Source organism: Thermomonas sp. S9, assembly GCF_024704365.1.
Taxonomy (GTDB): Bacteria; Pseudomonadota; Gammaproteobacteria; order Xanthomonadales; family Xanthomonadaceae; genus Thermomonas.
Genome location: NZ_JAJDFY010000001.1, coordinates 1,764,259 through 1,788,186 on the forward strand (window position 1 = coordinate 1,764,259; position 23,928 = coordinate 1,788,186).

Genomic DNA, 23,928 nt, shown 5'->3' on the forward strand with positions numbered 1-23,928 from the left:
AGACCCGTTTCCTTCCGATGCCGAGATGACCGACGCCATCAGCTCGATCCTCTCCCAGATCCGCGCCCACGAGCTGCGGACCCAAGGGCCCCTTGCTGGAGCCGCCGGCATGCCCGGCGTGGGCGGGCTGGGCGGCGCCGGAGCGGCGGGCGATGCCGCCCCTTCCAATGCCATCGGCGGGGTGCGCCCGGCCGGTTCCGACTTCCAGCAAACCCTCAACAACGCCATCGATGGCGTGAGCAGGGCGCAGAACGACGCCGGCGCGCTGCAGCAGGCGTTCGAACTGGGCGATCCGCGCGCCGACCTGGCGCGGGTGATGGTGGCCATGCAGCAGTCGCAGGTCGCGTTCAAGGCCGCCGTGGAAGTCCGCAATCGCCTGGTCCAGGCGTACCAGGAAGTGATGAACATGCCGATCTAGCGCGCGCGGCCGCGCCTGATCCCGGCATCGGCCCCGCCTTCCGTCTATTTTTTCCGTCTTCCGAGCTTTCCCCCGCCCCATGAGCGCCATCGCCCTTCCCAAGACCCCCGACGACCTGAAGAAGCTGGGCCGCCTGCAGGACATCCCGCTGGTGCGGCAGCTGCTCACGCTAGGCACGGCGGCGGCGGCGATCGCGCTGGGCCTGTGGCTGTTCTTCTGGACCCAGAAGCCGTCCTACACCCCGCTGCCGGGGCTGGACGTCAAGACCGCCAGCGAAGCGCGCGACCTGCTGCGCAATGCCCAGGTGCCGTTCAAGGTCGATCCGGCCACCGGACTGCTGTCGGTGCCCGAGGACAAGCTGGGCGAGGCGCGCATGGCGCTGGCCGGGGCCGGCCTGGGCACCGGCGACGGCAAGGGCTTCGAGGCGATGGAGGGCGACCAGGGCTTCGGCACCAGCCAGTTCGTGGAGAACGCGCGCTACCAGCATGCGCTGGAAACCGAGCTGGCGCGCACCATCACCAACCTGCGCCCGGTGCGCGAGGCGCGGGTGCATCTGGCGCTGCCCAAGCCTTCCGCGTTCACCCGCCAGCGCGAGCCGGCCAGCGCCTCGGTGGTGCTGCAGCTGCAGAGCGGCGCCAGCCTGGAGCCGGGCCAGGTGGATGCGATCGTGCACCTGGTGGCCTCGTCGATCCCGGAGCTTCCTGCGAGCAACGTCACCGTGGTGGACCAGTTCGGCCGGCTGCTGTCCAACCCCGACCCCGACAGCGACGCCGCCATCGCCGCCAAGCAGTACGAGCAGCAGCGCCGCCAGGAAGCCGTGTTCGCACAGCGCATCCAGGCCCTGCTGGAGCCGATCACCGGCCCCGGCAAGGTGCGCGCGCAGGTGAGCGTGGACATGGATTTCTCGCAGACCGAGGAGGCGCGCGAGGTCTACGGCCCGCAGGCCGGGCTGGTGCGCAGCGAACAGGTGTCCGAATCCGGCACCCAGGTCGCCACCACGAATACCAGCGATGCCGGTGGCAGCGGCGCGGCCGCCCAGGGCGTGCCCGGCAGCGCCTCCAACACCCCGGGTGCGACGCCGCAGGCCGGCGGCCCCGGCGGCAACAGCAGTGCCGCCAATTCCAACAGCGGCAGCAACAGCCGCAGCGCGGTCCGCAATTACGAGATCGACCGCACCCTCACCCACACCCGCAAGGCGCCCTCGCAGATCCGCCGGATTACCGCCGCGGTGCTGGTGGACAACATCGCCGGGCCGCCCGGCAAGAATGGCAAGCCCACCGAGCGCGCGCTGACCGCGAACGAGATCAGCCGCATCCAGACCCTGGTGCAGCAGGCGATCGGGTTCGACAGCCAGCGCGGCGACGCGGTCAGCGTGGTCAATTCGCCGTTCGCGCGCAGCACCCTCGACGACAACGGCCCGTCCGCGCCGTTCTGGGAGGATCCGCGCGCCCGCGACCTGCTGCGCACGCTGCTCGGCGGAATCGCGGTGCTGCTGGTGGTCTGGTTCGTGCTGCGCCCGGCGTTCCGCGCCCTGACCACGCCGAAAATGGCGCTGCCGCAGGCGATCCCCGAGGCCCTGCTGGTGGAACAGGAGGGCGGGCGAACGCCGCATCCGGCACTCACCCAGGAGCAGCAGGTGGCGCGCAACAGTTTCGAGGAAAAGATCCAGAGTGCCCGCGCGGCGGTGAACAGCGATTCCAAGCGGGTGGCGGCGGTGGTGCGTGACCTGGTGAACTCCGATGGCTGAATTCGCTCTTTCCGGCGTGCAGCGCGCGGCCGTGGTCCTGCTCTCGCTGGGCGAGCAGCAGGCGGCGGAGGTGCTCAAGCACATGGGCGCCAAGGAAGTCCAGAAACTGGGCGTGGCGATGACCTCGGTCGGCAACGTCTCGCGCGAGGAAGTCGAGCAGGTGATCGACGACTTCGTCACCACCCTCGAGCGCCCCAGCCTCGGCAGCGGCGCTGACGAATACGTGCGCGCCGTGCTGGTGCAGGCGCTGGGCGAGGACCGCGCCAGCAGCCTGATCGACCGCATCCTGATGGGCCGCAACACCACCGGGTTGGACACCCTGAAGTGGATGGAGCCGCGCGCGATCGCCGACCTGGTGCGCAACGAGCACCCGCAGATCATCGCGATCGTGCTGTCCCACCTGGACCCGGACCAGGCCGCGGAAGCGCTGAAGTTCCTGCCCGAGCGCGTGCGCTCCGACGTGCTGGTGCGGATCGCCACCCTCGACGGCATCCCGCCGCACGCGCTCAACGAGCTGAACGACGTGATGGCCAAGCAGTTCGCCGGCAACCAGAACCTGAAGTCGTCCACCATCGGCGGGGTCAAGGTGGCCGCCAACATCCTCAACTTCATGGATGGCGGCATGGACGAGGCGATCCTGGAGTCGATCGCCCAGATCGACGAACCGCTGACCGGCAAGATCCGCGACCTGATGTTCGTGTTCGACAACCTGGCCGAGATCGACGACCGTGCGATCCAGACCGTGCTGCGCGAAGTGGCCGCCGACAAGCTGGCGCTGGCCCTGCGCGGCGCCGACCCGAAGGTGAAGGACAAGATCATCAGCAACATGTCGCAGCGTGCCGCGGAAATGCTGGTGGAGGACATGGAGGCGCGCGGCCCGGTGCGGCTGGCGGAGGTCGAGGCGGCGCAGAAGGAAATCCTGGCGATCGTGCGCAAGATGGCCGATGACGGCACCATCCAGCTCGCCGCCAAGGCCGAGGTCTTCGTATGAGTGCGGCGGTCCGCTGGTCGGCCCCGGAACTGGTGCCCCCGCCCCCGCCGCCGGAACAGCGCGGCCTGCCCAGCGTCGAGGAACTGGAGGCGATCGAGGAAGCGGCGCGCGCGGAAGGCTATGCGCGCGGCCATGCCGAGGGCGTGGCCAGCGGTCAGGCGGAGATCCGCCGCATCGTGGCCCAGATGGAAGGCATCCTGGACGCGTTCACGCGCCCGCTGGCGCGCCTGGACGCGGAAGTCGCAGATGCCCTGGGCGCCCTGGCCGTGCGCATCGCCGGCGCCCTGCTGGGCCGCAGCTACGCCGCCGATCCGGCCCTGCTGGCAGACCTCGTGCGCGAGGCGCTGGAAATCAGCGGCGGCGAAGCCCGCCAGCTGGAGCTGCGCCTGCATCCGGACGATATCGCCATGCTCGGCCCGCACCTGCCGCCGCTGGACGGGGTGCGGCTGGTGCCCGACCTCACCCTTGCCCGCGGCGACCTGCGCGTGCACGCCGACAGCGTGCGCATCGACGGCAGCCTGGCCGCGCGCCTGAACGCCGCGCTGCAAAGCCTGGCCGCGACGGAGCACGCATGAACGCCCGCCACCCGTCGCCCGTATCTGCCATGCACTTGCAGATGGGTGCGAAAAGGCGCTGGATACGCGCGCCGGGGGCGTGATCCCCAGCGCGACGAGGGCGCGACCGACTCGGTGTTTCGGACGGGAGGCCACCGATGAGCATCGCCGCCGCGCAATGGGATGACGCCCGCAACCTGCGGCTGGCCGCGCGCCTGCGCGCGGCCGAACCGCGCCTGGAGGCGATGGGCATGGTCCGCGAAGGCGTGCTGCGGCGCGCGGTGGGCCTGACCCTGGAAGCCACCGGCTGCGAGGCGCCGCTGGGCGCGCGCTGCAGCGTGGAGACCAGCGGCGGCCGCTGGGTGGACACGGAAGTGGTCGGCTTCGCCGGCGACCGCACCTTCCTGATGCCCACCTCCGACCTGTCCGGCCTGCTGCCGAACGCGCGCGTCATCACCGGCTCCAGCCGCGCCGAGGTGGCGGTGGGCGAAGGCCTGCTGGGGCGCGTGATCGACAGCGACGGCGTGCCGCTGGACGGGCGCCCGCCGCTGCGCGCCGAGGATTTCGTCGGCCTGGCCGGCACCCAGATCAACCCGCTGATGCGCGAGCCGATCACCCGTTCGCTGGACGTCGGCGTGCGCGCCATCAACGCCCTGCTGCCGATCGGCCGCGGCCAGCGCGTCGGCCTGTTCGCCGGTTCCGGCGTCGGCAAATCGACGCTGCTGGGCATGATGACCCGCTACACCGCGGCCGACGTGATCGTGGTCGGGCTGATCGGCGAACGCGGCCGCGAAGTACGCGATTTCGTGGAAAGCACGCTGGGCCCCGAAGGCCTGCGCCGTGCGGTGGTGGTGGCCGCCCCGGCCGACCGCCCGCCGCTGGCGCGCCTGCACGGCGCGCTGCGCGCCACCGCGATTGCCGAGTGGTTCCGGGATCAGGGCTTGCATGTGCTGCTGCTCATGGACTCCCTCACCCGCTTCGCCCATGCCCAGCGCGAGATCGGCCTGTCGGTCGGCGAGCCGCCGACCACCCGCGGCTATCCGCCGTCGGTGTTCGCGCGCCTGCCGGCGCTGGTGGAACGCGCCGGCAACGGTGCCGACGGCCGCGGCTCGATCACCGCGTTCTACACGGTGCTGACCGAAGGCGATGACCAGCAGGAGCCGATCGCGGACGCCGCCCGCGCCATCCTGGACGGCCACATCGTGCTCACCCGCCGGATCGCCGACGCCGGCCTGTACCCGGCGATCGACGTGGAAGTGTCGGTCAGCCGGGTGATGCAGGACATCACCGACCCGGCCTGGCGCGCCCGCATCCGCCGCCTCAAGCAGCTGATGGCCGCCTACAACGCCCAGCGCGACCTGATCGCCATCGGCGCCTACCAGCGTGGCAACGACCCGCTGGTGGACGACGCGCTGGCGCTGTGGCCGCAGATCCTGCAGTTCCTGGCCCAGGACGTCACCGAATCGGCCGATGTCGAAGCCAGCCGCAATGCCCTCGCCCGCCTGCTCGACGGGACCCCGGAGATCGCACAATGACCCGCTCGCAACGCCTCGATCCACTGCTGCGCGTCACCCAGCAACGCCAGGACGCGGTGGCCAGGCAACTGGCCGAGCGCGACAAGGCGCTGCACGAGCAGCAGCAGCGGCTGGACCTGCTGAAGCAGTATGCCGACAGCCTATGCCCCGGCCCCCGCCGGTAGCACCCTGGCGCCGGCGATGCTGGCCAACCACGTGGCGTTCCGCGCCAAGCTCGACGTCGCCCTGCAACAGCAGGCGCAGGCGGTGGATGTCTCGCGCCAGAACCGCGAGATCGAGCGCGCCCGCCTGCTGCTGGCCAGCCGTGACAACAAGGTGCTGGAGCAGCTGGCCGCCAGCTACCGCAGCGAGGAGCAGCGGGTGGCCAGCCAGCGCGAGCAGCGCGAGCTGGACGACCTCGGCGGTCGCCGTGCGCGCGCCGCGCGCGCGGCGGGCGAACCGTGATGGGCGAACCCGCCAGCCTGCCGCTTCCCACCGGGCCGCTGGCGCTGGTGACGGCGGCGGGCAAGCTGCAGGCCGGCGAGGCCGCTGGCGACGCTGCTGGCGCTGACGCGCCGGTGGCCGGCGCGTTCCAGCAATTGCTGGACGCCGAGCCCTCGGCGCAGGCAGACGCGCCGGCCAGCGTTCCCGCGCCGCCCGCCTCCGGCAGGCGCCTGCCCGCGAAGCCGGCCGCATCCGCCGCCGGTACCGAGGCGGTATCCGACGACGTGGCGCCGATGATGGCGATGCTGGCGCAGATGCCGGGATGGCAGGCCGCCGCCGAGCCCGCCGCTGCCATGCCCTCCACGTCTTTACCGAATGCGCTGCCGGCCGGCCCTGTCACCTCCCCGCAGGCCGTGCCGGACGCGCTCGCGGGCGTCGCCGCCCATCCCACCGCGCGCCCCGAACTGCCCGGGCTGCGCCGGGATGCCGTCGCCGATACGGTCGAGGCCGCCCTGCGCTCGGGCGTCGCCGACAGCGCGAAGGCCGACGACACCGCGGCGCTGCCCGCAGCCCTGCGCGGTGCGGGCGACGACGGCGCCACCCGCCGGCTGCCGCCGATCCTGCGCACCGCGTCGCCCGGGATCATCCCGCCCGCGGCGACGGAGGCCCCGCGCCTGCTGGCAGCCACAGCGGGCACCCTGTCAGTGCCGCCGGGCATGCCGATGCCGTGGCCGCCCACGGCGGCCAACGGGCCTGCCGTGCCGATCCCGCCCGCCTTCCAGGCGGATATCCCGCTCCCGGCGCATCCCGCCATTCCCCCGGCATCGGTCACGATGGTCACATCCGGCCCGGTGCCGGCTTCCGACGCGCCGACCGATCCGGTCGCGCTGCTGCAGGCACTGGAAGGGGTCACGGTATTGCCGCGTACCGCCGCCTCCGAGGCCGGCAGCGGCGAGGCGCCCGGCCCCGGCGCCGTGCATTTCCCGGCGATGCTGGCCGCCACCGCACTGCACGCCACGCCCGCCAGCGCGCCCACGCCGGCGGCGCCGGCCGCGCCGCTGGCACAGCCGGGCGATCCCACCGCCGGCTACGACGACCGCCTCGGCGACCATCTGGCCTGGATGGCAGCGCAGAGACTGGGCCACGCCCAGATCCGGGTCGCGCCGGAACATCTGGGGCCAATCGACATCCGGGTGCAGGTGGAGGGCCGTGAGGTGCGCGCCGAGTTCCACAGCCCGCATGCCGAGGTCCGGCAGACGCTGGAATCCAGCCTGCCGCGCCTGCGCGAGCTGCTGGGGCAGCAGGGCTTGCAGCTGGCGCATGCCGGCGTCGGCCAGGGCCAGGCGCAGGCGCAGGGACGGCGTGGCGCCGGCGCCACGGGCAGCGGCAGTGCGCCAGAAGGCGAACCGACGGCGACCGCGCCACGGCCGCCGGAATCCCGTCGCGGCCGCGGCCTGCTCGACGAATACGCCTGACGCCGGCGTTCGGGCGCCGGCGCCCCGGGCACATCCCGCCCGCCGCAATCCGGTGGATGCGCGCGTTTGCCGCAACGGGCGGCCGCGGGTAGCCGTGCATGCGCGCCCTCCGGGCGCTTGCTGGTTCGCCTGCGGCATGGCGTTTGCATGATGCAGGCCAACGCCATCCCAAGGACGAACCACCCGTGGCAGCCCCCGCAAAACCAGCCCCGGCCACCGCTGCGCCCGCGACCAACCCGCCGCCGAAGAAATCCGGAAAGCTGCTGTGGATCATCCTGATCCTGGTGGTGCTGGCCGCTGGCGGCGGCGCCGCGTTCTTCTTCATGAAGCCAGCGCACTCCGGGCCCAAGCCGCTGCCGCCGGCACAGTACATCGCGATGGACCCCGCCTTCGTGGTCAATCTGGCGGATGCCGACACCGTCAAGTACCTGCAGGCCGACGTGCAACTGCAGACCCGCGACGCCGATACCGCCGCGGCGATCGCGCTGCACACGCCGCTGATCCGCAACCGGCTGCTGCTGCTGTTCGGGCAGCAGACCTCGCAACAGCTCGCCGGGCGCGCCGGCAAGGAACGCCTGCAGGCGCAGGCGCTCAACGAGGTGCGCTCGGTACTGAAAGCGCAGCACGCCGCCGACAAGGTGGATGCGCTGCTGTTCACCAGTGTCGTGATCCAGTGACCAGGATGCCGCGATGAGTTCCGACCTGCTCAGCCAGGACGAGATCGACGCCCTCCTCCACGGCGTCGACAGCGGCGTGGTGGACACCGAGCCGCCGCCCGCCCCGGGCGAGGTGCGCGCCTATGATTTCGCCACCCAGGAACGCATCATCCGCGGCCGCCTGCCGACCCTGGAGATGGTCAACGAGCGCTTCGCGCGGACCTGGCGGATCGGCCTGTTCAACCTGCTGCGGCGCTCGGCCGACCTGTCGGTGCGCGGCGTCGACATGGTGCGTTTCGGCGAATACATGCATTCGCTGCACGTGCCGACCAATCTCAACCTGGTGAAGATGAAACCGCTGCGCGGCACCGGCATCGTGATGTTCGAGCCGCGCCTGGTGTTCACCGTGGTGGACAGCTTCTTCGGCGGTAACGGCAAGTACCACACCCGGATCGAGGGCCGCGAGTTCACCCCTACCGAGATGCGGGTGATCCAGCTGCTGCTGAAGCAGACCTTCGCCGATTTCACCGAGGCGTGGGCGCCGGTGATGCCGGTGGAGTTCGAATACCTCAATTCCGAGGTGAACCCGCACTTCGCCAACATCATCAGCCCGCGCGAATACATCGTGGTCTCCCGCTTCCACGTCGATCTGGAAGGCGGTGGCGGCGAACTGCACCTGGCCTTGCCGTGGGCGATGCTGGAGCCGATCCGCGACCAGCTGGACGCCGGCGTGCAGAGCGACCGGGTCGAGAAGGATGAGAGCTGGACGCGCGCGCTGCGCGCGCAACTGCAGGACGCCGAGGTGGAACTGAGCAGCGTGCTGGCCGAGCGCCAGATCAGCCTGCGCGAACTGAGCCGGCTCAAGGTCGGCGACGTCATCCCGCTGGACATCCGGCAGGAGGTGCCGCTGCAGGTCGAGCACCTGCCGTTGTTCTCCGGTGAATTCGGCGTCCACAACGGACGCAACGCGGTGAAGATCACCGCGGTGCACACCCTTCGTTCCAACCAGGATTCCCAGGCCACGCCATGAGCACGACCGAAAACGACCCGACCCGCGCCGCCTTCGAGCCGCTCACCGCCGAGGCCGGCACCGGCAACGGCAGCGACCTCAACCTGGAGGTCATCCTCGATGTCCCGGTCTCGCTGTCGCTGGAAGTCGGGCGCGCGCGCATCCCGATCCGCAACCTGCTGCAGCTCAACCAGGGCTCGGTGGTGGAACTCGAGCGCGGCGCCGGCGAACCGCTGGACGTGTACGTCAACGGCACCCTGATCGCGCAGGGCGAGGTCGTGGTGGTCAACGACCGCTTCGGCGTGCGCCTGACCGACGTGGTCAGCCCGGCCGAACGCATCAAGCGCCTGCGCTGAGCCCCCGCCATGCAGGACGCCACCCCCGCCCCCGCCCCCGCCGCCGGCGACGGCATGGCCGCCAGCCAGCCCGCGCCCGCCGCACCCGCGACGGCCCAGCCGGCCATGCTGCCGCCGCGCCCGGCGCAGACCCATGCGCTGGCGCTGCAGCCCGCGCATGCCCCCGCCGCGCCCAGCGCCGCCGGCACCCTCGGCGGCACCCTGTTCGCGCTGGCGCTGGTGCTTGGCCTGATCTTCGGCCTGGCCTGGCTGGCGCGGCGCATGCCCGGCTTCGCACAGGCACGCCACGGCGGGCTGCGGGTAGTGACCTCGCTGGCGCTGGGCGCGCGCGAGCGTCTGCTGGTGGTGGAAGTCGGCGGCACCCAGCTGCTGCTGTCCAGCGGTGCCTCGGGCACCCGCCTGCTGCACACCCTCGCGCAGCCCCTGCCGGAGGCAGCGCCTGCCCCCGCGGCGGCCTCGCCATTCGCGCAGGTGCTGGCCCAGCATTTCAGGAAGCAGGCATGAACCGGCACTCCCCCGCGCCTGCGGCGGCCGGCGTCTGGCGACGCGGCCTGCTGGCCCTGATCGCACTGGTGCTGCTGGCCTGCGCGGTGCCCGCGCTGGCGCAAACGACAGCTGCCGCCCCAGCCGCCACCGCTGCGGCCACCGCCCCGGCCGCGGCCGCGCCACTGCCGGATCTGCCGGCGGTGACCGTGGGCCAGATCGGCAAGGAGCCGGTCAGCATGCCGATGCAGGTGCTGCTGCTGATGACCGGCATCACCCTGCTGCCGGCGCTGCTGCTGGGGATCACCGCGTTCACCCGCGTCATCATCGTGCTCAGCCTGCTGCGGCAGGCGCTGGGCACCGGGCAGACGCCGTCCAACCAGATCCTGCTGGCGCTGGCGCTGTTCCTCACCGCGATGATCATGCAGCCGGTGCTGGACCAGGCGTGGACCGCGGGCATCGCGCCCTACCTGGACCACCAGATGGATTTCCGCAGCGCCTGGGCCGCGGCGTCGGCGCCGTTCCGCGCCTTCATGCTGGCGCAGGTGCGCGAGAACGACCTGATGACCTTCGCCGGGATGTCCGGCAGCGGCCCCTACGCCACCCCGCAGGACGTGCCGTTCGGCGTGCTGGCGGCCGCGTTCCTGACCAGCGAGCTGAAGACCGCGTTCGAGATCGCGTTCCTGATCTACATCCCGTTCGTGATCATCGACCTGGTGGTGGCCAGTGTGCTGATGTCGATGGGCATGATGATGCTCTCGCCGATGCTGATCTCGGCCCCGTTCAAGATCCTGCTGTTCGTGCTGGTGGACGGCTGGGTGCTGGTGGTCGGCTCGCTCGCCGGCAGCTTCAATCCGATATGACCGCCGCGCCGACGTCCGCTTTCCGGCCGGCATCCACCCGCCGGCGCCGCCTGCTTCCCCACGGAGCCCCCGCATGACCCCCGAAATGGCCCTTGCGCAGATTTCCCAAGGCCTGCAACTGGCGCTGCTGCTGGGCGCGCCACTGCTGCTGGCGGTACTCGGCACCGGCGTGGTGGTCGGCATCCTGCAGGCCGCCACCTCCATCAACGAGCCCACCGTGGCCTTCGTGTGCAAGGTCGGTGCGCTGGTCGCCACCCTGGCGCTGACCGGGCACTTCCTGCTGGGGCGGCTGGTTTCGTTCACCACCGAGCTGTTCCAGCAGATCCCGCACCTGATCGGCTGAACGCGGCCGTGGACACCGTCACCCTCACCACCGCCGACGGGTTCAACCTGTTCGGGATGCTGGCGACGGTCCTTTGGCACTCCATCCGGATCGGCGCCGCCATGCAGGTGCTGCCGGCGATTGGCGGCAAGGGCGTGCCGCGGCGCGCGCGCATGCTGTTCACCCTGGTGCTGGCGGCCGCCCTGTCGGGGATGTTGCCGCCCCCGCCGCCGGCCGCGGTGGATGCCGCCACCGCCCTCAACGTGCTGCGCGAATTCGCCATCGGCCTGTCCATCGGGCTGCTGATCAAGCTGGCGTTCGAGGCCGGGATGCTGGCCGGGCAGTTCGCCTCGCAGGGCATGGCGCTGTCGTTCGCCACCATGGCCGACCCCGCCAACCAGACCCAGGTGCCGGTGCTGTCCACCTGGTTCTACCTGATCTTCGGGCTGGTGTTCTTCAGCCTGAACGCGCACGTGGCGCTGATCCAGCTGCTGGCCGACAGCTACCGCGCGCAGCCGATCGGCAGGCCGCTGGCGGACCTGTCGCATTTCCTGTCGGTGCTGCCGGCGTTCTTCCCGGCGGTGCTGCGCGCCGCGGTGCTGCTATCGCTGCCGGTGACGGTGGCGATGCTGGCGGTGAACACGGTGATGGGCGTGCTGTCGCGCGCGGCGCCGCAGTTCAACCCGATCCAGATCGGCATGCCGGTGGCCCTGCTGGTGGGCCTGGCCCTGCTGGTGGTGTTGGCACGCGAGTTGCTTGATCCAGTGCAGGCGTTGTTCGGGCAGGCATTCGAGGCCGCCCGCGCCGTCACGGATTGAGACGATGAGCGAAGCCGCCGATCGCGAAGACCGCACCGAAGCCCCCACAAGCAAACGCCTGGACGATGCCCGCAAGCGCGGCGACGTACCGCGCTCGCGCGAGCTGGCCAACGTGGCGGTGCTGGGCGCTTCGGTGGTCGTGCTGCTGGTGATGGGGCCGGGCGTGGCGCGCGCCTCGCTCGGCTGGATGCGCGGCGCGCTGGCGTTCGACCCGTCGCTGGTCGGGCACCAGGACCGTCTGCTGACGCACGCCGCCACCCTGCTCGGCGGCCTGGTGCTGCCCACGCTTCCGCTGGTGGCGGTGGCGCTGGCCGCCTGCTTCATCTCCCCGGCGATCATGAGCGGCCTGCGCTTCAGCGGGCAGGCGCTGCAGCCGAATTTCGGCCGCCTCAACCCGGCGGCCGGGCTGGCCCGCATGTACAACCGCGAAGGCCAGGTGGAACTGCTGCGCTCGCTGCTGCGGATCCTGCTGGTCGGCGCGGTGGGCTACTGGGTGGTGCATCGCGCGCTGGTGGCGATGCCCTCGCTGCAGCAGGAATCGATCGAGCAGGCGGTGGCCGACGGACTGGGCTTCATGCTGCACGCGCTGGCGGCGATGGTCGGCTCGATGGCCCTGCTGGCGGCGATCGACGTGCCCTACCAGCGCTGGTCGTGGCGCGAAAAACTGAAGATGACCAAGCAGGAAGTCCGCGACGAGTTCAAGGAAAACGAGGGCAACCCGCAGGTCAAGAGCAAGATCCGGCAGCTGGCACAGCGGCTTGCGCAGCAGCGGATGATGGAGGCGGTGCCGAAAGCCGACGTGGTGGTGGTGAACCCGACCCACTACGCGGTGGCGCTGAAGTACGAGCCGGGCAAGATGCGCGCGCCCAAGGTGGTGGCCACCGGGGTGGACGAGATCGCGCTGAAGATCCGCGAGATCGCGCGTGCGCACCGGGTGGCGCAGGTCGAGGCGCCGCCGCTGGCGCGCGCGCTGTACCGGCACGCCAGGCTGGACCAGGAGATCCCGGCCGCGCTGTACGCGGCGGTGGCGCAGGTGCTGTCCTACGTGTTCCAGCTGCGCCGCTGGCACCCGAAGCACGGGCCGATGCCGCGCCTGCCCGCGGTGACCCTGGACCCGGCGCTGGATGACGGGCAGGCACCGCGATGAGCACGCTGCCCGACGACCGCCCGCAGTCCGGCGCCCTGGCCGCGATCAGCCACGCCGTGCGCACCGGCGCCGCCGCCCCGGTGGTGGTGCTGGCGATGCTGTCGATGGTGGTGGTGCCGCTGCCGCCGTTCCTGCTGGACGCGCTGTTCACCATCAACATCGGCCTGTCGCTGATGGTGCTGCTGGCGGTGGTGTACGTGCGCCGGCCGCTGGAGTTCTCGATCTTCCCCAGCGTGCTGCTGATGGTCACCCTGCTGCGGCTGTCGCTGAACGTGGCCTCCACCCGCGTGGTGCTGCTGCACGGCCACCAGGGCGGCGCGGCCGCCGGTCATGTGATCGAATCGTTCGGCAATTTCGTGGTCGGCGGCAGCTACGCGGTCGGCATCGTGGTGTTCGCCATCCTCACCATCATCAACTTCGTGGTGGTGACCAAGGGCTCCGGGCGCATCTCCGAGGTGTCGGCGCGCTTCATCCTCGACGCCCTGCCCGGCAAGCAGATGGCGATCGACGCCGACCTCAACGCCGGCCTGCTGACGCGCGACGAGGCCAGGCTGCGGCGTGAGGAAGTGCGCAACGAGGCCGACTTCTACGGCTCGATGGACGGCGCCAGCAAGTTCGTGCGCGGCGATGCCATCGCCGGATTGCTGATCCTGGCGATCAACCTGGTCGGCGGCGTGCTGATCGGCATGCTCCAGCACGGCCTCGGTTTCGCCCAGGCGATGCAGACCTACACCCTGCTGGCGATTGGCGACGGCCTGGTGGCGCAGCTGCCGGCGCTGCTGGTGTCCACCGCGGTGGCGATGCTGGTGACCCGCGCCACCCGCGAGCAGGAAATGGGCGACGCGGTCAGCACCCAGGTGTTCGGACAGCGCCGCGCCCTGACCGTGGCCGCCAGCCTGCTGGGCCTGATCGGGCTGGTGCCGGGCATGCCCAACCTGCCGTTCCTGCTGCTGGCCGGCGCGCTCGGGTTCGCGGCCTGGCGCATGCGCGATACGGCCGAGGCCGGCCCACAGGCCGCGGCGGACGCGGCCGCCGCCAGCCCGGGCGGCACCGCGCTGGCGGAGCTGAGCTGGGACGAAGTAGCGCCGGCCGAGCCGCTGGGGCTGGAGGTCGGCTACAAGCTGATCCCGCTGGTGGACAAGAGCCAGGGCGGCGAGTTGCTGACCCGGCTCAAGGGTGTGCGCCGCAAGCTGACCCAGGACCTCGGCTTCCTGATCCCCGCGGTGCACGTGCGCGACAACCTGGAACTGGCCGCCGGCCAGTACCGCATCCTGGTGCACGGGGTGCCGGTGGCCAGCGGCGAACTGTACCCCGACCGCATGCTGGCGCTGGACCCGGGCCGGGTGTTCGGGCGCTTGGACGGCATCCCGGGCAAGGACCCGGCGTTCGGGCTCGATGCGGTATGGATCCTGCCCAGCGAGCGCGCGCACGCCGAATCGCTGGGCTATACCGTGGTCGATGCCGGCACCGTGGTCGCCACCCACCTGTCGCACGTGGTGCGCGAACGGGCGGCCGAGCTGCTGGGGCACGACGAAGTGCAGCAGCTGCTGGCGAGCGTCGGCAAGGCGTCGCCCAAGCTCGTCGAAGAGCTGACGCCGAAGCTGCTGCCGATGTCGGTGGTGGTGAAGGTGCTGCAGTCGCTGCTGGCCGAGAAGGTGCCGCTGCGGCAGATCCGGCGGATCGTCGAAGCCCTGCTGGAGCACGGCATCCACACCCAGGACCCGGCCACCCTGACCGCCGCCGTGCGGGTGGCGCTGGGCGCCTTCATCGTGCAGGAGCTCAACGGCATGGCGCCGGAGCTGCCGGTGTTCACCCTGGCCCCGCAGCTGGAACGCATCTTGCAGGACTCGGTCAACGGCCAAGGGGCCGCGCTGGAACCCGGGCTCGCCGAGCGTTTGCACCAGAACCTCAGCGAGTGCGTGACCCGTCAGGAGCAACGCGGCGAACCCGCGATCCTGCTGGTCCCGGGCGGGATCCGCGCCGCCATCTCGCGGCTGGTGCGTCACAGCGTCCCGCAGCTGTCGGTCCTGGCCTATGGCGAAGTGCCGGAAGACAAACGGTTGCGGTTGCTGGGTGCGATCGGATGAGGGCTCATGCCCGCCAATGAGCAGGTCCGCAGCGGAGCAGCACTATGAGAATCAAGCGTTTCAACGCCCCCGACATGCGCACCGCGCTGCGGATGGTGCGTGAGGAACAGGGGCCGGATGCGGTGATCCTGTCCAGCCGGCAGGCCAGCGCCGGGGTGGAAGTGGTGGCCGCCACCGATTACGACGAAGCCGTGGTGCAGCAGGCCCTGCGCACGATCGGCGCGCCCGAGGCGCCGCGCGCCCCGGCCGCCCCTGCGGCGCCCGCCGCGCCGGCCTCGCCCGCTCCCACCGCCGCGACCGGCACTTCGCCCGCCCCGGAGGACTTCGCCGCCGTGCTGCGCGCGCGCCTGCCCGAACGCGGGCAGGGCCGCGCGGTCTTCCATGTGGATGGCGAGCCGGTTCCCGCGCGCGCCGCGCGCGCCGCGCCAACCACCAGCGAGCGCCCGGCCAGCCGCCTGGAACAGGTGATGGCGGTGCTGAAGGGCCCGCGCGACGCCGCCGCGGTGTCGGCTGCCGAACCGCACCCCGTGCCCGCCGCCTTGCCGGCACAGGCCACGACCGCCGCGACCGAAGTTCCGCCGAACAGGCCGGCGGGCGTGCCGGCGGATGCCCCGGCCGCGACCGCGCCGGACTCCCCGCGTACGGCCACGCCCGCTGGCCCGCTTCTGCGCAGTGTCGAGCCCGACCCCGCGATGGCCGCGATGCGCGCCGAACTGGCGGCCATGCGCAAGATCATCGAACGCGAACTCGGCCAGCTGGCGGGCGAACGCCTGCGCGGCGCGCCGGCGCGGGCGGCGGCGCTGGACGCGCTGGCCGCGTTCGGCTGCGACGAGACGCTGGCGCAGCAGGTCGCCGCCGCCATCGACCCGACGCTGGCGCCGGAGACGATCGCCGCGCCGCTGCGTGCCGCGCTGGCCGCGCACCTGCCGGTGCTGCCCGACGAAACGCTGGAGGCCGGCGGCATTCTCGCCGTGCTCGGCCCGACCGGCGCCGGCAAGACCACCACCATCGCCAAGCTCGCCGCCCGCTACGCCGCCCGCCACCGTGCCCGCGACGTGGCCTTGGTCAGCGCCGACAACGCCCGCGCCGGCGCCCGCGAGCAGCTGCACGTGCTGGGCCGGCGGCTGGGCATCACCGTCTGCGACGCGGAAGGCCCGGACGCGCTGGCGCGGGTGCTGGAGCAGCTGGCCGACTATCCGCTGGTGCTGATCGACACCGCTGGCCACGGTCTGCGCGACCGCGCCCTGCTGCGCCAGATTCTGTGGATGCGCGCCGCCAGCAATGTGCGCAGCCTGCTGGTGCTGCCGGCGAACGCGCATCCGGCCGACCTCGACGAACTGCTGCGGCGCTACCGCCCGGCCGCGCCGGAGGGCGCCATCCTGACCAAGCTGGACGAAACCACCCGTCCGGGTGCAGCCTTGTCGGTACTGGCGCACCATCGCCTGCCGCTGGCCTACACCACCGCCGGGCAGTGCGTGCCGGACGACATCGCCCTGGCGGACGCCACCCGCCTGGCCGATGCCCTCGAGTTCCCGCGCCGCGCGCCGGCGGCTACCCCTCACCTTGACGACGGCCACCATGCACTCGCCTGAGCCCTCCCGCCCGCAGCCATCCGCCCCCAGCGCGCCGCGCGTGATCGCCGTCACCGGCGGCAAGGGCGGGGTCGGCAAGACCACCGTGTCCATCAACCTGGCGATGGCGATGGTGCTGGCCGGCCAGCGCACCCTGCTGCTGGATACCGACCTCGGCCTCGCCAATGCCGACGTGATGCTGGGGCTGTCGCCGCGCCTGACCCTGGCCGACGTGTTCGCCGGCCGCTGCGAACTGCGCGAGACCATCATCGAAGGCCCGCGCGGGCTGCTGGTGGTGCCGGCAGCTTCCGGCAAACGCCACATGACCGAACTCCTGCCGCAGCAGCATGCCGGGCTGGTGAACGCGTTCTCGCAGCTCGACATTCCGCTGGACGTGATGGTCGTGGACACCGCCGCCGGCATCTCCGACAGCGTGCTGACCTTCTGCCAGGCCGCGCAGGACGTGATCCTGGTGGTCTGCGACGAGCCCGCCTCGGTCACCGACGCCTATGCGCTGGCGAAGGTGCTCAGCCGCGACCGCGGGGTCAACCGGATCGAGGTGCTGGCCAACCAGGTGGCCAACCCCACCGAGGGCAAGGCCCTGTTCGACAAGCTGGAACGGGTCACCTCGCGCTTCCTCGACATCACCCTGTCCTACCTCGGCGCGATCCCGCGCGATGAATGGCTGCGGGTGGCGGTGCAGCGCCAGGAACCGGTGGTGGATGCCTTCCCGGGCGCGCCGGCCTCGCTGGCGTTCCGCGAGCTTGCCGCCAGGATCAGCCAGTGGCAGGCGCCGCAGGGTCCGCGCGGGCACGTCGAGTTCTTCACCGAGCGGCTGATCGCCGCGCAAGGGAGCACCTGCGCATGAATACCGGGGCCGCCCAATACCGTGCCCAGCAGAACGGCGATGCCGCTGCCATCGTGGCGCGGCACTCGGAGCTGGTCCGCCGCATCGCCCACCACCTCGCCGCGCGGCTGCCGTCCAGCGTCGAGGTCGACGACCTGATCCAGGCCGGCATGATCGGCCTGCTCGAAGCCGCCCGGAACTTCCAGTCCGACCAGGGCGCCACCTTCGAGACCTACGCCTCGATCCGCATCCGCGGCGCGATGATCGACGCCATCCGCGCCGGCGACTGGGTGCCGCGCTCGGTCCACCGCCGCTACCGTGACGTGGTGGCCGCCACCCGCGCGATCGAGCAGCGTGAGGGTCGCGCCGCCACCGCCCAGGAAATCGCCGCCGCGCTGGGCATGAGCGTGGACGACTACCACCAGGTCCTGCAGGACGCCGCGCGCGGCCAGCTGCTGAGCCTGGACGAATACGTCGAGGAGCACGATGGCGAGCCGCGCCTGGGCCAGCACGACCACGCCACCCCCGCCCGCCGGTTCGAGCAGAGCGCATTCCGGGTGGCGCTGGGCGAGGCCATCGACAACCTGCCGGAGCGCGAGAAGCTGGTGCTCTCGCTGTACTACGAGCAGGAGCTGAACCTGCGCGAGATCGGTTCGGTGCTCAACGTCAGCGAATCGCGGGTGTGCCAGATCCACGGCCAGGCCATGCTGCGCCTGCGCGCACGCCTGACCGACTGGCGCGGGGAACTGGACGACGGCGAAGACTGACCCGGCCGCGCTTCGCGTTTCGGTCAGCCCGTCACATCAAGTTTTCGGCCAGGCGGCCGATAGCCACTGCGCACACCTACAGGATTCGACATGGACAAGGGCATCCGCATCCTCATCGTTGACGATTTCTCGACCATGCGCCGCATCGTCAAGAACCTGCTCAACGACCTCGGCTTCACCAACACCGCCGAGGCCGACGATGGCTCGACCGCGCTGATCGAACTGCACAAGGGCCATTTCGACCTGGTCATCACCGACTGGAACATGCCCGGCATGCCCGGCATCGAGCTGCTGAAGGCGATCCGCGCGGACGCCGCGCTGGCCAAGATCCCGGTGCTGATGGTGACCGCCGAATCCAAGCGCGAGCAGATCATCGAGGCCGCGCAGGCGGGCGTGAACGGCTACATCATCAAGCCGTTCACCGCCGCCACCCTCGAGGACAAGCTCAACAAGATCTTCGAGCGCATGGAGAAAGTGGCATGAGCATGCCCATGCCCCCGCCGGCGATCCCTGCCAGCCAGGCCGACGTGATCGGGCGCCTGCACGCGGCGATGTCCGCGCTGGAAGCGGGCGATGCCGATGCCTGGCGCCGTCACCTCGACTCCCTGCTGGAATGGCGCCGGCAGCCGGTGGTGGAGAGCCTGGTCAAGCTGGCGCGCGAGCTGGACGAGCTGGAACGCACCATCGACGCGCGCATGCCGGCCGCCGCGCAGGCCAGCGCCTCCGGCAGCCTGCCCGATGCCTGCAGCCGGCTGGAGCACGTGGTGAAGATGACCGAGGAGGCCAGCATGCGCACGCTGGACCTGGCCGATGAATGCCGCGGCCTGCTCGCCACCTTCGGCTCCGAGCACACCGCCACGGTGGAGGCGATCCGCACCCGCCTGTCCGCGATGGTCGAGGCGCAGAGCTTCCAGGACCTCACCGGCCAGATCATCCAGCGCGTGATCCACCTGATCCGCTCGCTGCAGGCCGGCCTGGGCGACATCCAGGCCATGCATGCCAACGACGGCAAGGGCCACGGACCGGCGGTCTCGGGCGTGGATACCCCGGCGGCGACCCAGGACGAGGCCAACGACCTGCTGGCCGCACTCGGGATCTGACCATGGCCTCGGAGGGCGGCTACGACGCGCGCGCCGACTTTCTGATCGAGGCGCGCGAGATCCTGGACCGCCTGGGCGAGCAGGTCGTCGCGCTCGAGCAGGACCCCGACGATCGCGCCACCCTGGACGCCGTGTTCCGCGGCTTCCACACCATCAAGGGCGGCGCCGGCTTCCTCGACCTGCCGCCGATGGTGGCGCTGTGCCATGCCTTCGAGGACCGCATCGATGCCGCCCGCAGCGGCGCGCGCGCTGGATGCGGCGGCCTTCGACGGCGCCCAGCGCGCGGTGGACCAGCTGCTGGACATGCTGGACGCACTCGCCCGCGGCGAGGCGCTGGAGGAAATCGATCCCGCCCTGCTCGAGCAGGTGCGCGGCGGGCAGGCGCCGGCGCCCACCGCCGCCGCGGCCCCGGCGTTCGAGATCCCCGAGAACCTCGACGACCTCGATTTCGACGCCCTGCTGGACAGCCTGCACGGGGTCGGCGGCATCCCCGGCGCCACTCCGCCAGCGCCTGCGGCCGCCACGCCTGCCAAGCCCGCCGCACCTGCGGCGAACGCCGGCAAGCCGGCGTCGCCCGCCAAACCCGCCGCTGCGGACAAGCCCACCGCCATCGCCGCCGAAGCCGAGCAGACCGTGCGCGTGGACGTGCGCCGGCTGGATGCGCTGGTCAACCTGGTGGGCGAGCTGGTGCTGGCGCGCAACCGCCTGAAAACCCTGCGCCCCGGCGTGCGCGACGAAGCCCTGGACCGCGCAGTGACCGCATTGGACACCGTCACCGCCCGCCTGCAGGGCGCGGTGATGTCGGCGCGCATGCAACCGGTCAGCCGGGTGTTCACCCGCTTCCCGAAGCTGGCCCGGGATGTCGCCCGCCAGCTGAAAAAAGCAGGTCGAACTGGTGGTGGAAGGCGCCGAGACCGAGCTCGACCGCAACCTGGTCGAGGCCCTGGCCGACCCGCTGGTGCACCTGGTGCGCAACGCCATCGACCACGGCATCGAGATGCCCGAGGCGCGCCGCGCCGCCGGCAAGCCCGAGGCCGGGCGGGTGCGCCTGTCCGCGCAGCAGGAAGGCGACCACGTCGCGATCGAGGTCAGCGACGACGGCGCCGGCATCGACCCGGAGAACATCCGCCGCAGCGCGGTGCGCAAGGGCGTGATCGACGCCGAGGCCGCCGGCCGGCTGTCTCCGGAGGAATGCCTGTCGCTGCTGTTCCTGCCCGGCTTCTCCACCCGCACCGAGGTGTCCGACCTGTCCGGGCGCGGGGTCGGCATGGACGTGGTGCAGTCGAAAATCCGCGAGCTCTCCGGCCAGGTGCAGATCTTCTCCGAGATCGGGGAAGGCACCCGCTTCGTGATCCGGGTGCCGCTGACCCTGGCCATCCTGCCGACCCTGCTGGTCGAGCTCGACCAGGACGTGTACGCGCTGCCGCTGGTGCGGGTGCTGGAGGTGATCGCCCACGACGCGGCACAGCTGCTGTGGATGGACGGCCAGAAGATCCTCGACCTGCGCGAACGGCCGATGCCGGTGCTGTCGCTGCGCGACTGGCTGGGCCTGCCGCGCGGCGGCGACGACGCCACCCGCGGGGTGGTCCTGCAATCCGGCGAGCAGCGCTTCTGTCTGCTGGTGGACCGCGTGCTGGGCCGCGAGGAAGTCGTGATCAAGGCGCTGCCGCGCAGCCTGCGCGGCCTGCCCGGCTACGCCGGCGCCAGCCTGGTCGGCGACGGGCGGATGGCGATGATCCTCGACGTCGACGCCCTGCTCGGCCCGGCGCAACGCGGCGCAAGCGGAGCCTGCTCAAGCGGAGCCTCGCGCGGCCGATAGCGATGGGTATATGGACATCCTCAGCATCATCGGCGCGCTCCTGGGCCTCGTCGCCCTGGTCGGCGGCAGCGTCCTGAAGGGAGCCGGCATCAGCGGCCTGTGGTCGCCAGCCGCCTTCACCATCGTCATCCTCGGCACCATCGCGGCGATCCTGCTGCAGACCCCGATGCACAGCTTCCGGCGCGCGCTGCGGATTTCTGTCTGGGTATTCCGCCCGCCACCGCAGGAGACCGGCGGGCTGATCGCGCGCATGGTCGAGTGGAGCAGCATCGCCCGCAAGCAGGGCCTGCTGGCGCTGGAACCGCTGCTGGAGCAGCAGTCCGACCCGTTCCTGCGCAAGGGCCTGCAGATGGTGGTGGACGGGGTGGAACCCGACACCATCCGGCAGATGCTGGACATCGAATCGCATGCGCATACCAAGCGCGACATCGCCGCCGCCAAGGTCTTCGAGGGCATGGGCATCTACGCCCCCACCCTGGGCATCATCGGCGCGGTGCTCGGCCTGATGGCGGTGATGAAGAACCTGGCCGACCCCAGCAAGCTCGGACACGGCATCGCCGCCGCGTTCACCGCCACCATCTACGGCATTGCCTCGGCCAACCTGCTGTTCCTGCCGATGGCGTCCAAGCTGAAGGGCATCGTGCACCGCCAGGAAGTGGAGCGCGAGATGCTGATCGAGGGCCTGATCGCGATCGCCGAGGGCGAGAACCCGCGCAACATCGAAAGCCGGCTCGCCGGCTTCGTGCACTGAAGAGGCCATCCACATGGCCCGCAAACGCCTCCACCCGCACGAAGAACACCTCAACCACGAAGCCTGGGCGATCCCTTATGGCGACCTGCTCACCCTGCTGCTGGCCTTCTTCGTGGTGATGTACGCGATTTCCTCGCTCAACGAGGGCAAGTACCGGGTGGTGGCGGACTCGCTGTCCGCCGCGTTCGGCGGCGCGCCGCGCTCGATCAGGCCGATCCAGGTCGGCCAGGTGCAGCTGCGCGGCGGTGATTTCGACCATCCTTCGGTGATCGATACCGGCGCCCGCCGCGGCCCCGCCCCGGCCGTCCCGGTGGAAGTCCCGATGCCGCTGCACCGTCGTGACCGCCTCGACCAGCCCAGTGCCCCGGCCGCCGCCGCACAGGGCAATGGCAGCGGCGGGCTGGGCGACCAGCAGCAGCTGCAGGCGCTGGCCGCCCAGATCGAACAGGCGCTGTCCGAACTGGTGCAGAGCGGCCTGGTGCGCGTGCGCCGCGGCCGCAACTTCCTGGAAGTGGAAATCCAGAGCGACCTGCTGTTCCCCAGTGGCGTGGCCACCCCCACCGCCAGCGCCCTGGACACCGTGCGCAAGCTGGGCACCGTGCTGCGCAACGCACCGAACGCGGTGCGGGTGGAGGGCTATACCGACGACCAGCCGATCCGCACCGCCCAGTTCCGCTCCAACTGGGACCTGTCGTCCGCGCGTGCCATCAACGTCGTGTACGAACTGATCGCCGTCGGCATCGCCCCCACGCGGCTGGCGGCGATGGGCTATGGCGAATACCAGCCGATCGCCGACAACGCCACGCCGGAAGGCCGCAGCCGCAACCGCCGGGTGGAGCTGGTGATCCTGGCCGCCGCCGAGAGCGTGGACAGCGTGATGCAGGGCCTGGACGCGCGTTCCTCCAGCGCGCCGGGCGCGGCCGCGCGCGCAAAAGTCTCAAGGGAGTCCCCTGATGCGGATCTGGGCGATCGCCAACCAGAAAGGCGGCGTGGGCAAGACCACCAGCGCGCTGTGCCTGGCGCGCTGCCTGGCCGATCTCGGCCAGCGCGTGCTGCTGGTGGACCTGGATCCGCACGGCTCGCTGTCGCGTGCCTTCGGGATCGCCGCCGAGCCGCCGCCGCAAGGCACCTTCGACCTGTTCAACGGCGAATCCATCGCCCGCGTGGCCCGCGCCACCGGCCAGGCCGACATCCAGCTGGTCGCCGCGCAGGCCGCGATGGCCACCCTGGAGCGCCGCAGCGCCACCCAGCCCGGGCTGGGCCTGGCCCTGCACCGCGCCCTGATAGGCGCCGACGGCGACCACGATTTCGCCCTGCTGGACTGCCCGCCCACGCTCAGCCTGCTGCTGGTGAACGCGCTGGCGGCCTGCGACCGCCTGCTGGTGCCCACCCAGACCGACCCGCTGGCGCTGCACGGGCTGGAAGGCATGCTGCGCACGGCGGCGATGGTGGAGCGCTCGCGCGGGCGGGCGCTGCTGCGGCAGATCCTGCCGACCCTGTACGACCGCCGCACCCGCACCAGCTCATGAAACGCTGGAGCACCTGAACGCCTATCCCGGCATTTCCGTCTGCCCGTGGCCGATCCCGGTGGACACCCGCCTGCGCGACGCCGCCAGCCTGGCCACCCAGCCCCGGCATCTGGCCGGGCGCGGCATCAATGCCTACCGCGATGCCCTGCAGTGGCTGCTGGACACCGCGGATGCCAGACCGCAGGAGGCCGCCGCATGAGCCAGATCGTGTTGCCGCAATCCTCCGTGCTGCCGGCCGACCCGCCAGTGGACGCCTACCTCGACGCCCTGCTCGGGCTGCCACCCGCGCAACCCGCGCACGCAGCGGAGACCGTGGAATCCGCGCAGGCCGCCGGCACCCGCGAACCCGGGGCAGCACCGGAAATGGCCGGTGAGCCGCCCGTTGCGCCAGCGTCCGAATCGGCCGACATATCCGCCGTGGAAGCCCCGGCGGAATCCGACGCCGACGTCGACGCCGCCCCCCGAAACCGGATCCACGGCATGCCCCACTGCCGCAATCGAGACCAAGGCCGAGGCCGAAGCAGAAGTCGAAATCGAGGCCGATGCCGTGCCAGGAGCGGCGCCTGGAACCGCATCCGGGCCGGAGCCGCAATCCGCCCTGCCGCCTGCACCCGCGGCGGACGCAGCGCCTGCCGCCGATGGGCAGGCCGCGCCAGCGCC

General features: G+C 71.5%; 21 protein-coding genes and 4 pseudogenes. All 25 read left to right on the forward strand.

Going from position 1 to position 23,928, the window contains the following annotated elements; translation table 11 throughout:
• The first annotated feature begins 25 nt into the window (after positions 1 to 25).
• The 25 genes and pseudogenes from fliE (at position 26) to LJB71_RS08900 (ending at position 23,467) form a co-directional block, all read left to right on the forward strand.
• Positions 26 to 418, forward strand: coding sequence for a flagellar hook-basal body complex protein FliE (gene fliE / locus LJB71_RS08780; RefSeq protein WP_259303889.1), 393 nt, complete (start codon positions 26 to 28; stop codon positions 416 to 418).
• Positions 419 to 497: 79 nt separating this feature from the next.
• Complete coding sequence (gene fliF, locus LJB71_RS08785; protein WP_259303890.1) at positions 498 to 2,165, forward strand: flagellar basal-body MS-ring/collar protein FliF; 1,668 nt, start codon at positions 498 to 500, stop codon at positions 2,163 to 2,165.
• Positions 2,158 to 3,156 (forward strand): flagellar motor switch protein FliG, encoded by a 999-nt coding sequence (gene fliG, locus LJB71_RS08790; protein ID WP_259303891.1) that lies wholly within the window; start codon positions 2,158 to 2,160, stop codon positions 3,154 to 3,156. The genes fliF and fliG overlap by 8 nt, the downstream gene beginning before the upstream one ends.
• Positions 3,153 to 3,731, forward strand: a complete 579-nt coding sequence (locus LJB71_RS08795; protein ID WP_259303892.1) for a FliH/SctL family protein — start codon at positions 3,153 to 3,155, stop codon at positions 3,729 to 3,731. Before fliG ends, LJB71_RS08795 begins: the two co-directional genes overlap by 4 nt.
• A gap of 137 nt (positions 3,732 to 3,868) precedes the next feature.
• On the forward strand, positions 3,869 to 5,245 hold the full coding sequence (gene fliI, locus LJB71_RS08800) for a flagellar protein export ATPase FliI (protein WP_259303893.1): 1,377 nt from the start codon (positions 3,869 to 3,871) through the stop codon (positions 5,243 to 5,245).
• Positions 5,242 to 5,689 (forward strand): annotated as a pseudogene (gene fliJ / locus LJB71_RS08805) (flagellar export protein FliJ). Before fliI ends, fliJ begins: the two are co-directional and overlap by 4 nt.
• Positions 5,689 to 7,143 (forward strand): flagellar hook-length control protein FliK, encoded by a 1,455-nt coding sequence (locus LJB71_RS08810; protein ID WP_259303894.1) that lies wholly within the window; start codon positions 5,689 to 5,691, stop codon positions 7,141 to 7,143. Before fliJ ends, LJB71_RS08810 begins: the two are co-directional and overlap by 1 nt.
• A 185-nt stretch (positions 7,144 to 7,328) precedes the next feature.
• Positions 7,329 to 7,820: a flagellar basal body-associated FliL family protein gene (locus LJB71_RS08815; protein ID WP_259303895.1), complete on the forward strand. Its 492-nt coding sequence runs from the start codon at positions 7,329 to 7,331 to the stop codon at positions 7,818 to 7,820.
• A 13-nt stretch (positions 7,821 to 7,833) separates the two neighbouring features.
• A complete protein-coding gene (fliM, locus tag LJB71_RS08820) occupies positions 7,834 to 8,829 on the forward strand; it encodes a flagellar motor switch protein FliM (protein WP_259303896.1) in 996 nt (331 codons plus the stop codon).
• Entirely contained in the window at positions 8,826 to 9,164 is a 339-nt protein-coding gene (fliN, locus tag LJB71_RS08825) for a flagellar motor switch protein FliN (RefSeq protein ID WP_114960404.1), read from the forward strand. The genes fliM and fliN overlap by 4 nt, the downstream gene beginning before the upstream one ends.
• 105 nt (positions 9,165 to 9,269) lie before the next feature.
• The gene (fliO, locus tag LJB71_RS08830; RefSeq protein ID WP_259304773.1) at positions 9,270 to 9,668 is read left to right on the forward strand and encodes a flagellar biosynthetic protein FliO; all 399 of its coding nucleotides are present in this window, start codon (positions 9,270 to 9,272) and stop codon (positions 9,666 to 9,668) included.
• Positions 9,665 to 10,510: a flagellar type III secretion system pore protein FliP gene (gene fliP, locus LJB71_RS08835; protein WP_259303897.1), complete on the forward strand. Its 846-nt coding sequence runs from the start codon at positions 9,665 to 9,667 to the stop codon at positions 10,508 to 10,510. Before fliO ends, fliP begins: the two co-directional genes overlap by 4 nt.
• Before the next feature lie 73 nt (positions 10,511 to 10,583).
• On the forward strand, positions 10,584 to 10,853 hold the full coding sequence (locus tag LJB71_RS08840) for a flagellar biosynthetic protein FliQ (protein WP_259303898.1): 270 nt from the start codon (positions 10,584 to 10,586) through the stop codon (positions 10,851 to 10,853).
• A 56-nt stretch (positions 10,854 to 10,909) separates the two neighbouring features.
• Positions 10,910 to 11,650: a flagellar biosynthetic protein FliR gene (fliR, locus tag LJB71_RS08845; RefSeq protein ID WP_259304774.1), complete on the forward strand. Its 741-nt coding sequence runs from the start codon at positions 10,910 to 10,912 to the stop codon at positions 11,648 to 11,650.
• Between the two features lie 4 nt (positions 11,651 to 11,654).
• The gene (gene flhB, locus LJB71_RS08850; RefSeq protein WP_259303899.1) at positions 11,655 to 12,797 is read left to right on the forward strand and encodes a flagellar biosynthesis protein FlhB; all 1,143 of its coding nucleotides are present in this window, start codon (positions 11,655 to 11,657) and stop codon (positions 12,795 to 12,797) included.
• Positions 12,794 to 14,884, forward strand: a complete 2,091-nt coding sequence (gene flhA / locus LJB71_RS08855; RefSeq protein ID WP_259303900.1) for a flagellar biosynthesis protein FlhA — start codon at positions 12,794 to 12,796, stop codon at positions 14,882 to 14,884. Before flhB ends, flhA begins: the two co-directional genes overlap by 4 nt.
• A 44-nt stretch (positions 14,885 to 14,928) precedes the next feature.
• Complete coding sequence (gene flhF, locus LJB71_RS08860; protein ID WP_259303901.1) at positions 14,929 to 16,476, forward strand: flagellar biosynthesis protein FlhF; 1,548 nt, start codon at positions 14,929 to 14,931, stop codon at positions 16,474 to 16,476.
• Positions 16,463 to 17,323 carry a P-loop NTPase gene (locus LJB71_RS08865; RefSeq protein ID WP_259303902.1) on the forward strand — a complete coding sequence of 287 codons (861 nt, stop codon included), beginning with the start codon at positions 16,463 to 16,465 and terminating at the stop codon, positions 17,321 to 17,323. The genes flhF and LJB71_RS08865 overlap by 14 nt, the downstream gene beginning before the upstream one ends.
• Entirely contained in the window at positions 17,320 to 18,069 is a 750-nt protein-coding gene (locus tag LJB71_RS08870; RefSeq protein ID WP_259303903.1) for an RNA polymerase sigma factor FliA, read from the forward strand. The genes LJB71_RS08865 and LJB71_RS08870 overlap by 4 nt, the downstream gene beginning before the upstream one ends.
• A 90-nt stretch (positions 18,070 to 18,159) precedes the next feature.
• A complete protein-coding gene (gene cheY / locus LJB71_RS08875; protein WP_259303904.1) occupies positions 18,160 to 18,552 on the forward strand; it encodes a chemotaxis response regulator CheY in 393 nt (130 codons plus the stop codon).
• Complete coding sequence (locus LJB71_RS08880) at positions 18,549 to 19,169, forward strand: protein phosphatase CheZ (RefSeq protein ID WP_259303905.1); 621 nt, start codon at positions 18,549 to 18,551, stop codon at positions 19,167 to 19,169. The genes cheY and LJB71_RS08880 overlap by 4 nt, the downstream gene beginning before the upstream one ends.
• A 2-nt stretch (positions 19,170 to 19,171) precedes the next feature.
• Positions 19,172 to 20,988, forward strand: a pseudogene (locus LJB71_RS08885) (chemotaxis protein CheA).
• 10 nt (positions 20,989 to 20,998) lie between these two features.
• Positions 20,999 to 21,739 carry a flagellar motor protein gene (locus LJB71_RS08890; RefSeq protein WP_259303906.1) on the forward strand — a complete coding sequence of 247 codons (741 nt, stop codon included), beginning with the start codon at positions 20,999 to 21,001 and terminating at the stop codon, positions 21,737 to 21,739.
• A gap of 13 nt (positions 21,740 to 21,752) precedes the next feature.
• Positions 21,753 to 22,583 (forward strand): annotated as a pseudogene (gene motD / locus LJB71_RS08895) (flagellar motor protein MotD); the annotation flags it as partial.
• Between the two features lie 109 nt (positions 22,584 to 22,692).
• Positions 22,693 to 23,467, forward strand: a pseudogene (locus LJB71_RS08900) (ParA family protein).
• Positions 23,468 to 23,928: the final 461 nt, after the last annotated feature.

Excerpts from the sequence above, each read along its gene's own strand:
- fliE (WP_259303889.1), top strand. The coding sequence starts at position 26 with ATGACCGACGCCATCAGCTCGATCCTCTCCCAGATCCGCGCCCACGAG.
- LJB71_RS08890 (WP_259303906.1), top strand. The coding sequence starts at position 20,999 with ATGGACATCCTCAGCATCATCGGCGCGCTCCTGGGCCTCGTCGCCCTG.
- LJB71_RS08840 (WP_259303898.1), top strand. The coding sequence starts at position 10,584 with ATGACCCCCGAAATGGCCCTTGCGCAGATTTCCCAAGGCCTGCAACTG.
- fliN (WP_114960404.1), top strand. The coding sequence starts at position 8,826 with ATGAGCACGACCGAAAACGACCCGACCCGCGCCGCCTTCGAGCCGCTC.
- LJB71_RS08865 (WP_259303902.1), top strand. The coding sequence starts at position 16,463 with ATGCACTCGCCTGAGCCCTCCCGCCCGCAGCCATCCGCCCCCAGCGCG.
- fliM (WP_259303896.1), top strand. The coding sequence starts at position 7,834 with ATGAGTTCCGACCTGCTCAGCCAGGACGAGATCGACGCCCTCCTCCAC.
- fliG (WP_259303891.1), top strand. The coding sequence starts at position 2,158 with ATGGCTGAATTCGCTCTTTCCGGCGTGCAGCGCGCGGCCGTGGTCCTG.
- flhB (WP_259303899.1), top strand. The coding sequence starts at position 11,655 with ATGAGCGAAGCCGCCGATCGCGAAGACCGCACCGAAGCCCCCACAAGC.
- LJB71_RS08870 (WP_259303903.1), top strand. The coding sequence starts at position 17,320 with ATGAATACCGGGGCCGCCCAATACCGTGCCCAGCAGAACGGCGATGCC.
- fliI (WP_259303893.1), top strand. The coding sequence starts at position 3,869 with ATGAGCATCGCCGCCGCGCAATGGGATGACGCCCGCAACCTGCGGCTG.
- fliO (WP_259304773.1), top strand. The coding sequence starts at position 9,270 with ATGCTGCCGCCGCGCCCGGCGCAGACCCATGCGCTGGCGCTGCAGCCC.
- fliR (WP_259304774.1), top strand. The coding sequence starts at position 10,910 with ATGCTGGCGACGGTCCTTTGGCACTCCATCCGGATCGGCGCCGCCATG.
- cheY (WP_259303904.1), top strand. The coding sequence starts at position 18,160 with ATGGACAAGGGCATCCGCATCCTCATCGTTGACGATTTCTCGACCATG.
- LJB71_RS08810 (WP_259303894.1), top strand. The coding sequence starts at position 5,689 with ATGGGCGAACCCGCCAGCCTGCCGCTTCCCACCGGGCCGCTGGCGCTG.
- flhA (WP_259303900.1), top strand. The coding sequence starts at position 12,794 with ATGAGCACGCTGCCCGACGACCGCCCGCAGTCCGGCGCCCTGGCCGCG.
- flhF (WP_259303901.1), top strand. The coding sequence starts at position 14,929 with ATGAGAATCAAGCGTTTCAACGCCCCCGACATGCGCACCGCGCTGCGG.
- LJB71_RS08795 (WP_259303892.1), top strand. The coding sequence starts at position 3,153 with ATGAGTGCGGCGGTCCGCTGGTCGGCCCCGGAACTGGTGCCCCCGCCC.
- fliP (WP_259303897.1), top strand. The coding sequence starts at position 9,665 with ATGAACCGGCACTCCCCCGCGCCTGCGGCGGCCGGCGTCTGGCGACGC.
- LJB71_RS08880 (WP_259303905.1), top strand. The coding sequence starts at position 18,549 with ATGAGCATGCCCATGCCCCCGCCGGCGATCCCTGCCAGCCAGGCCGAC.
- fliF (WP_259303890.1), top strand. The coding sequence starts at position 498 with ATGAGCGCCATCGCCCTTCCCAAGACCCCCGACGACCTGAAGAAGCTG.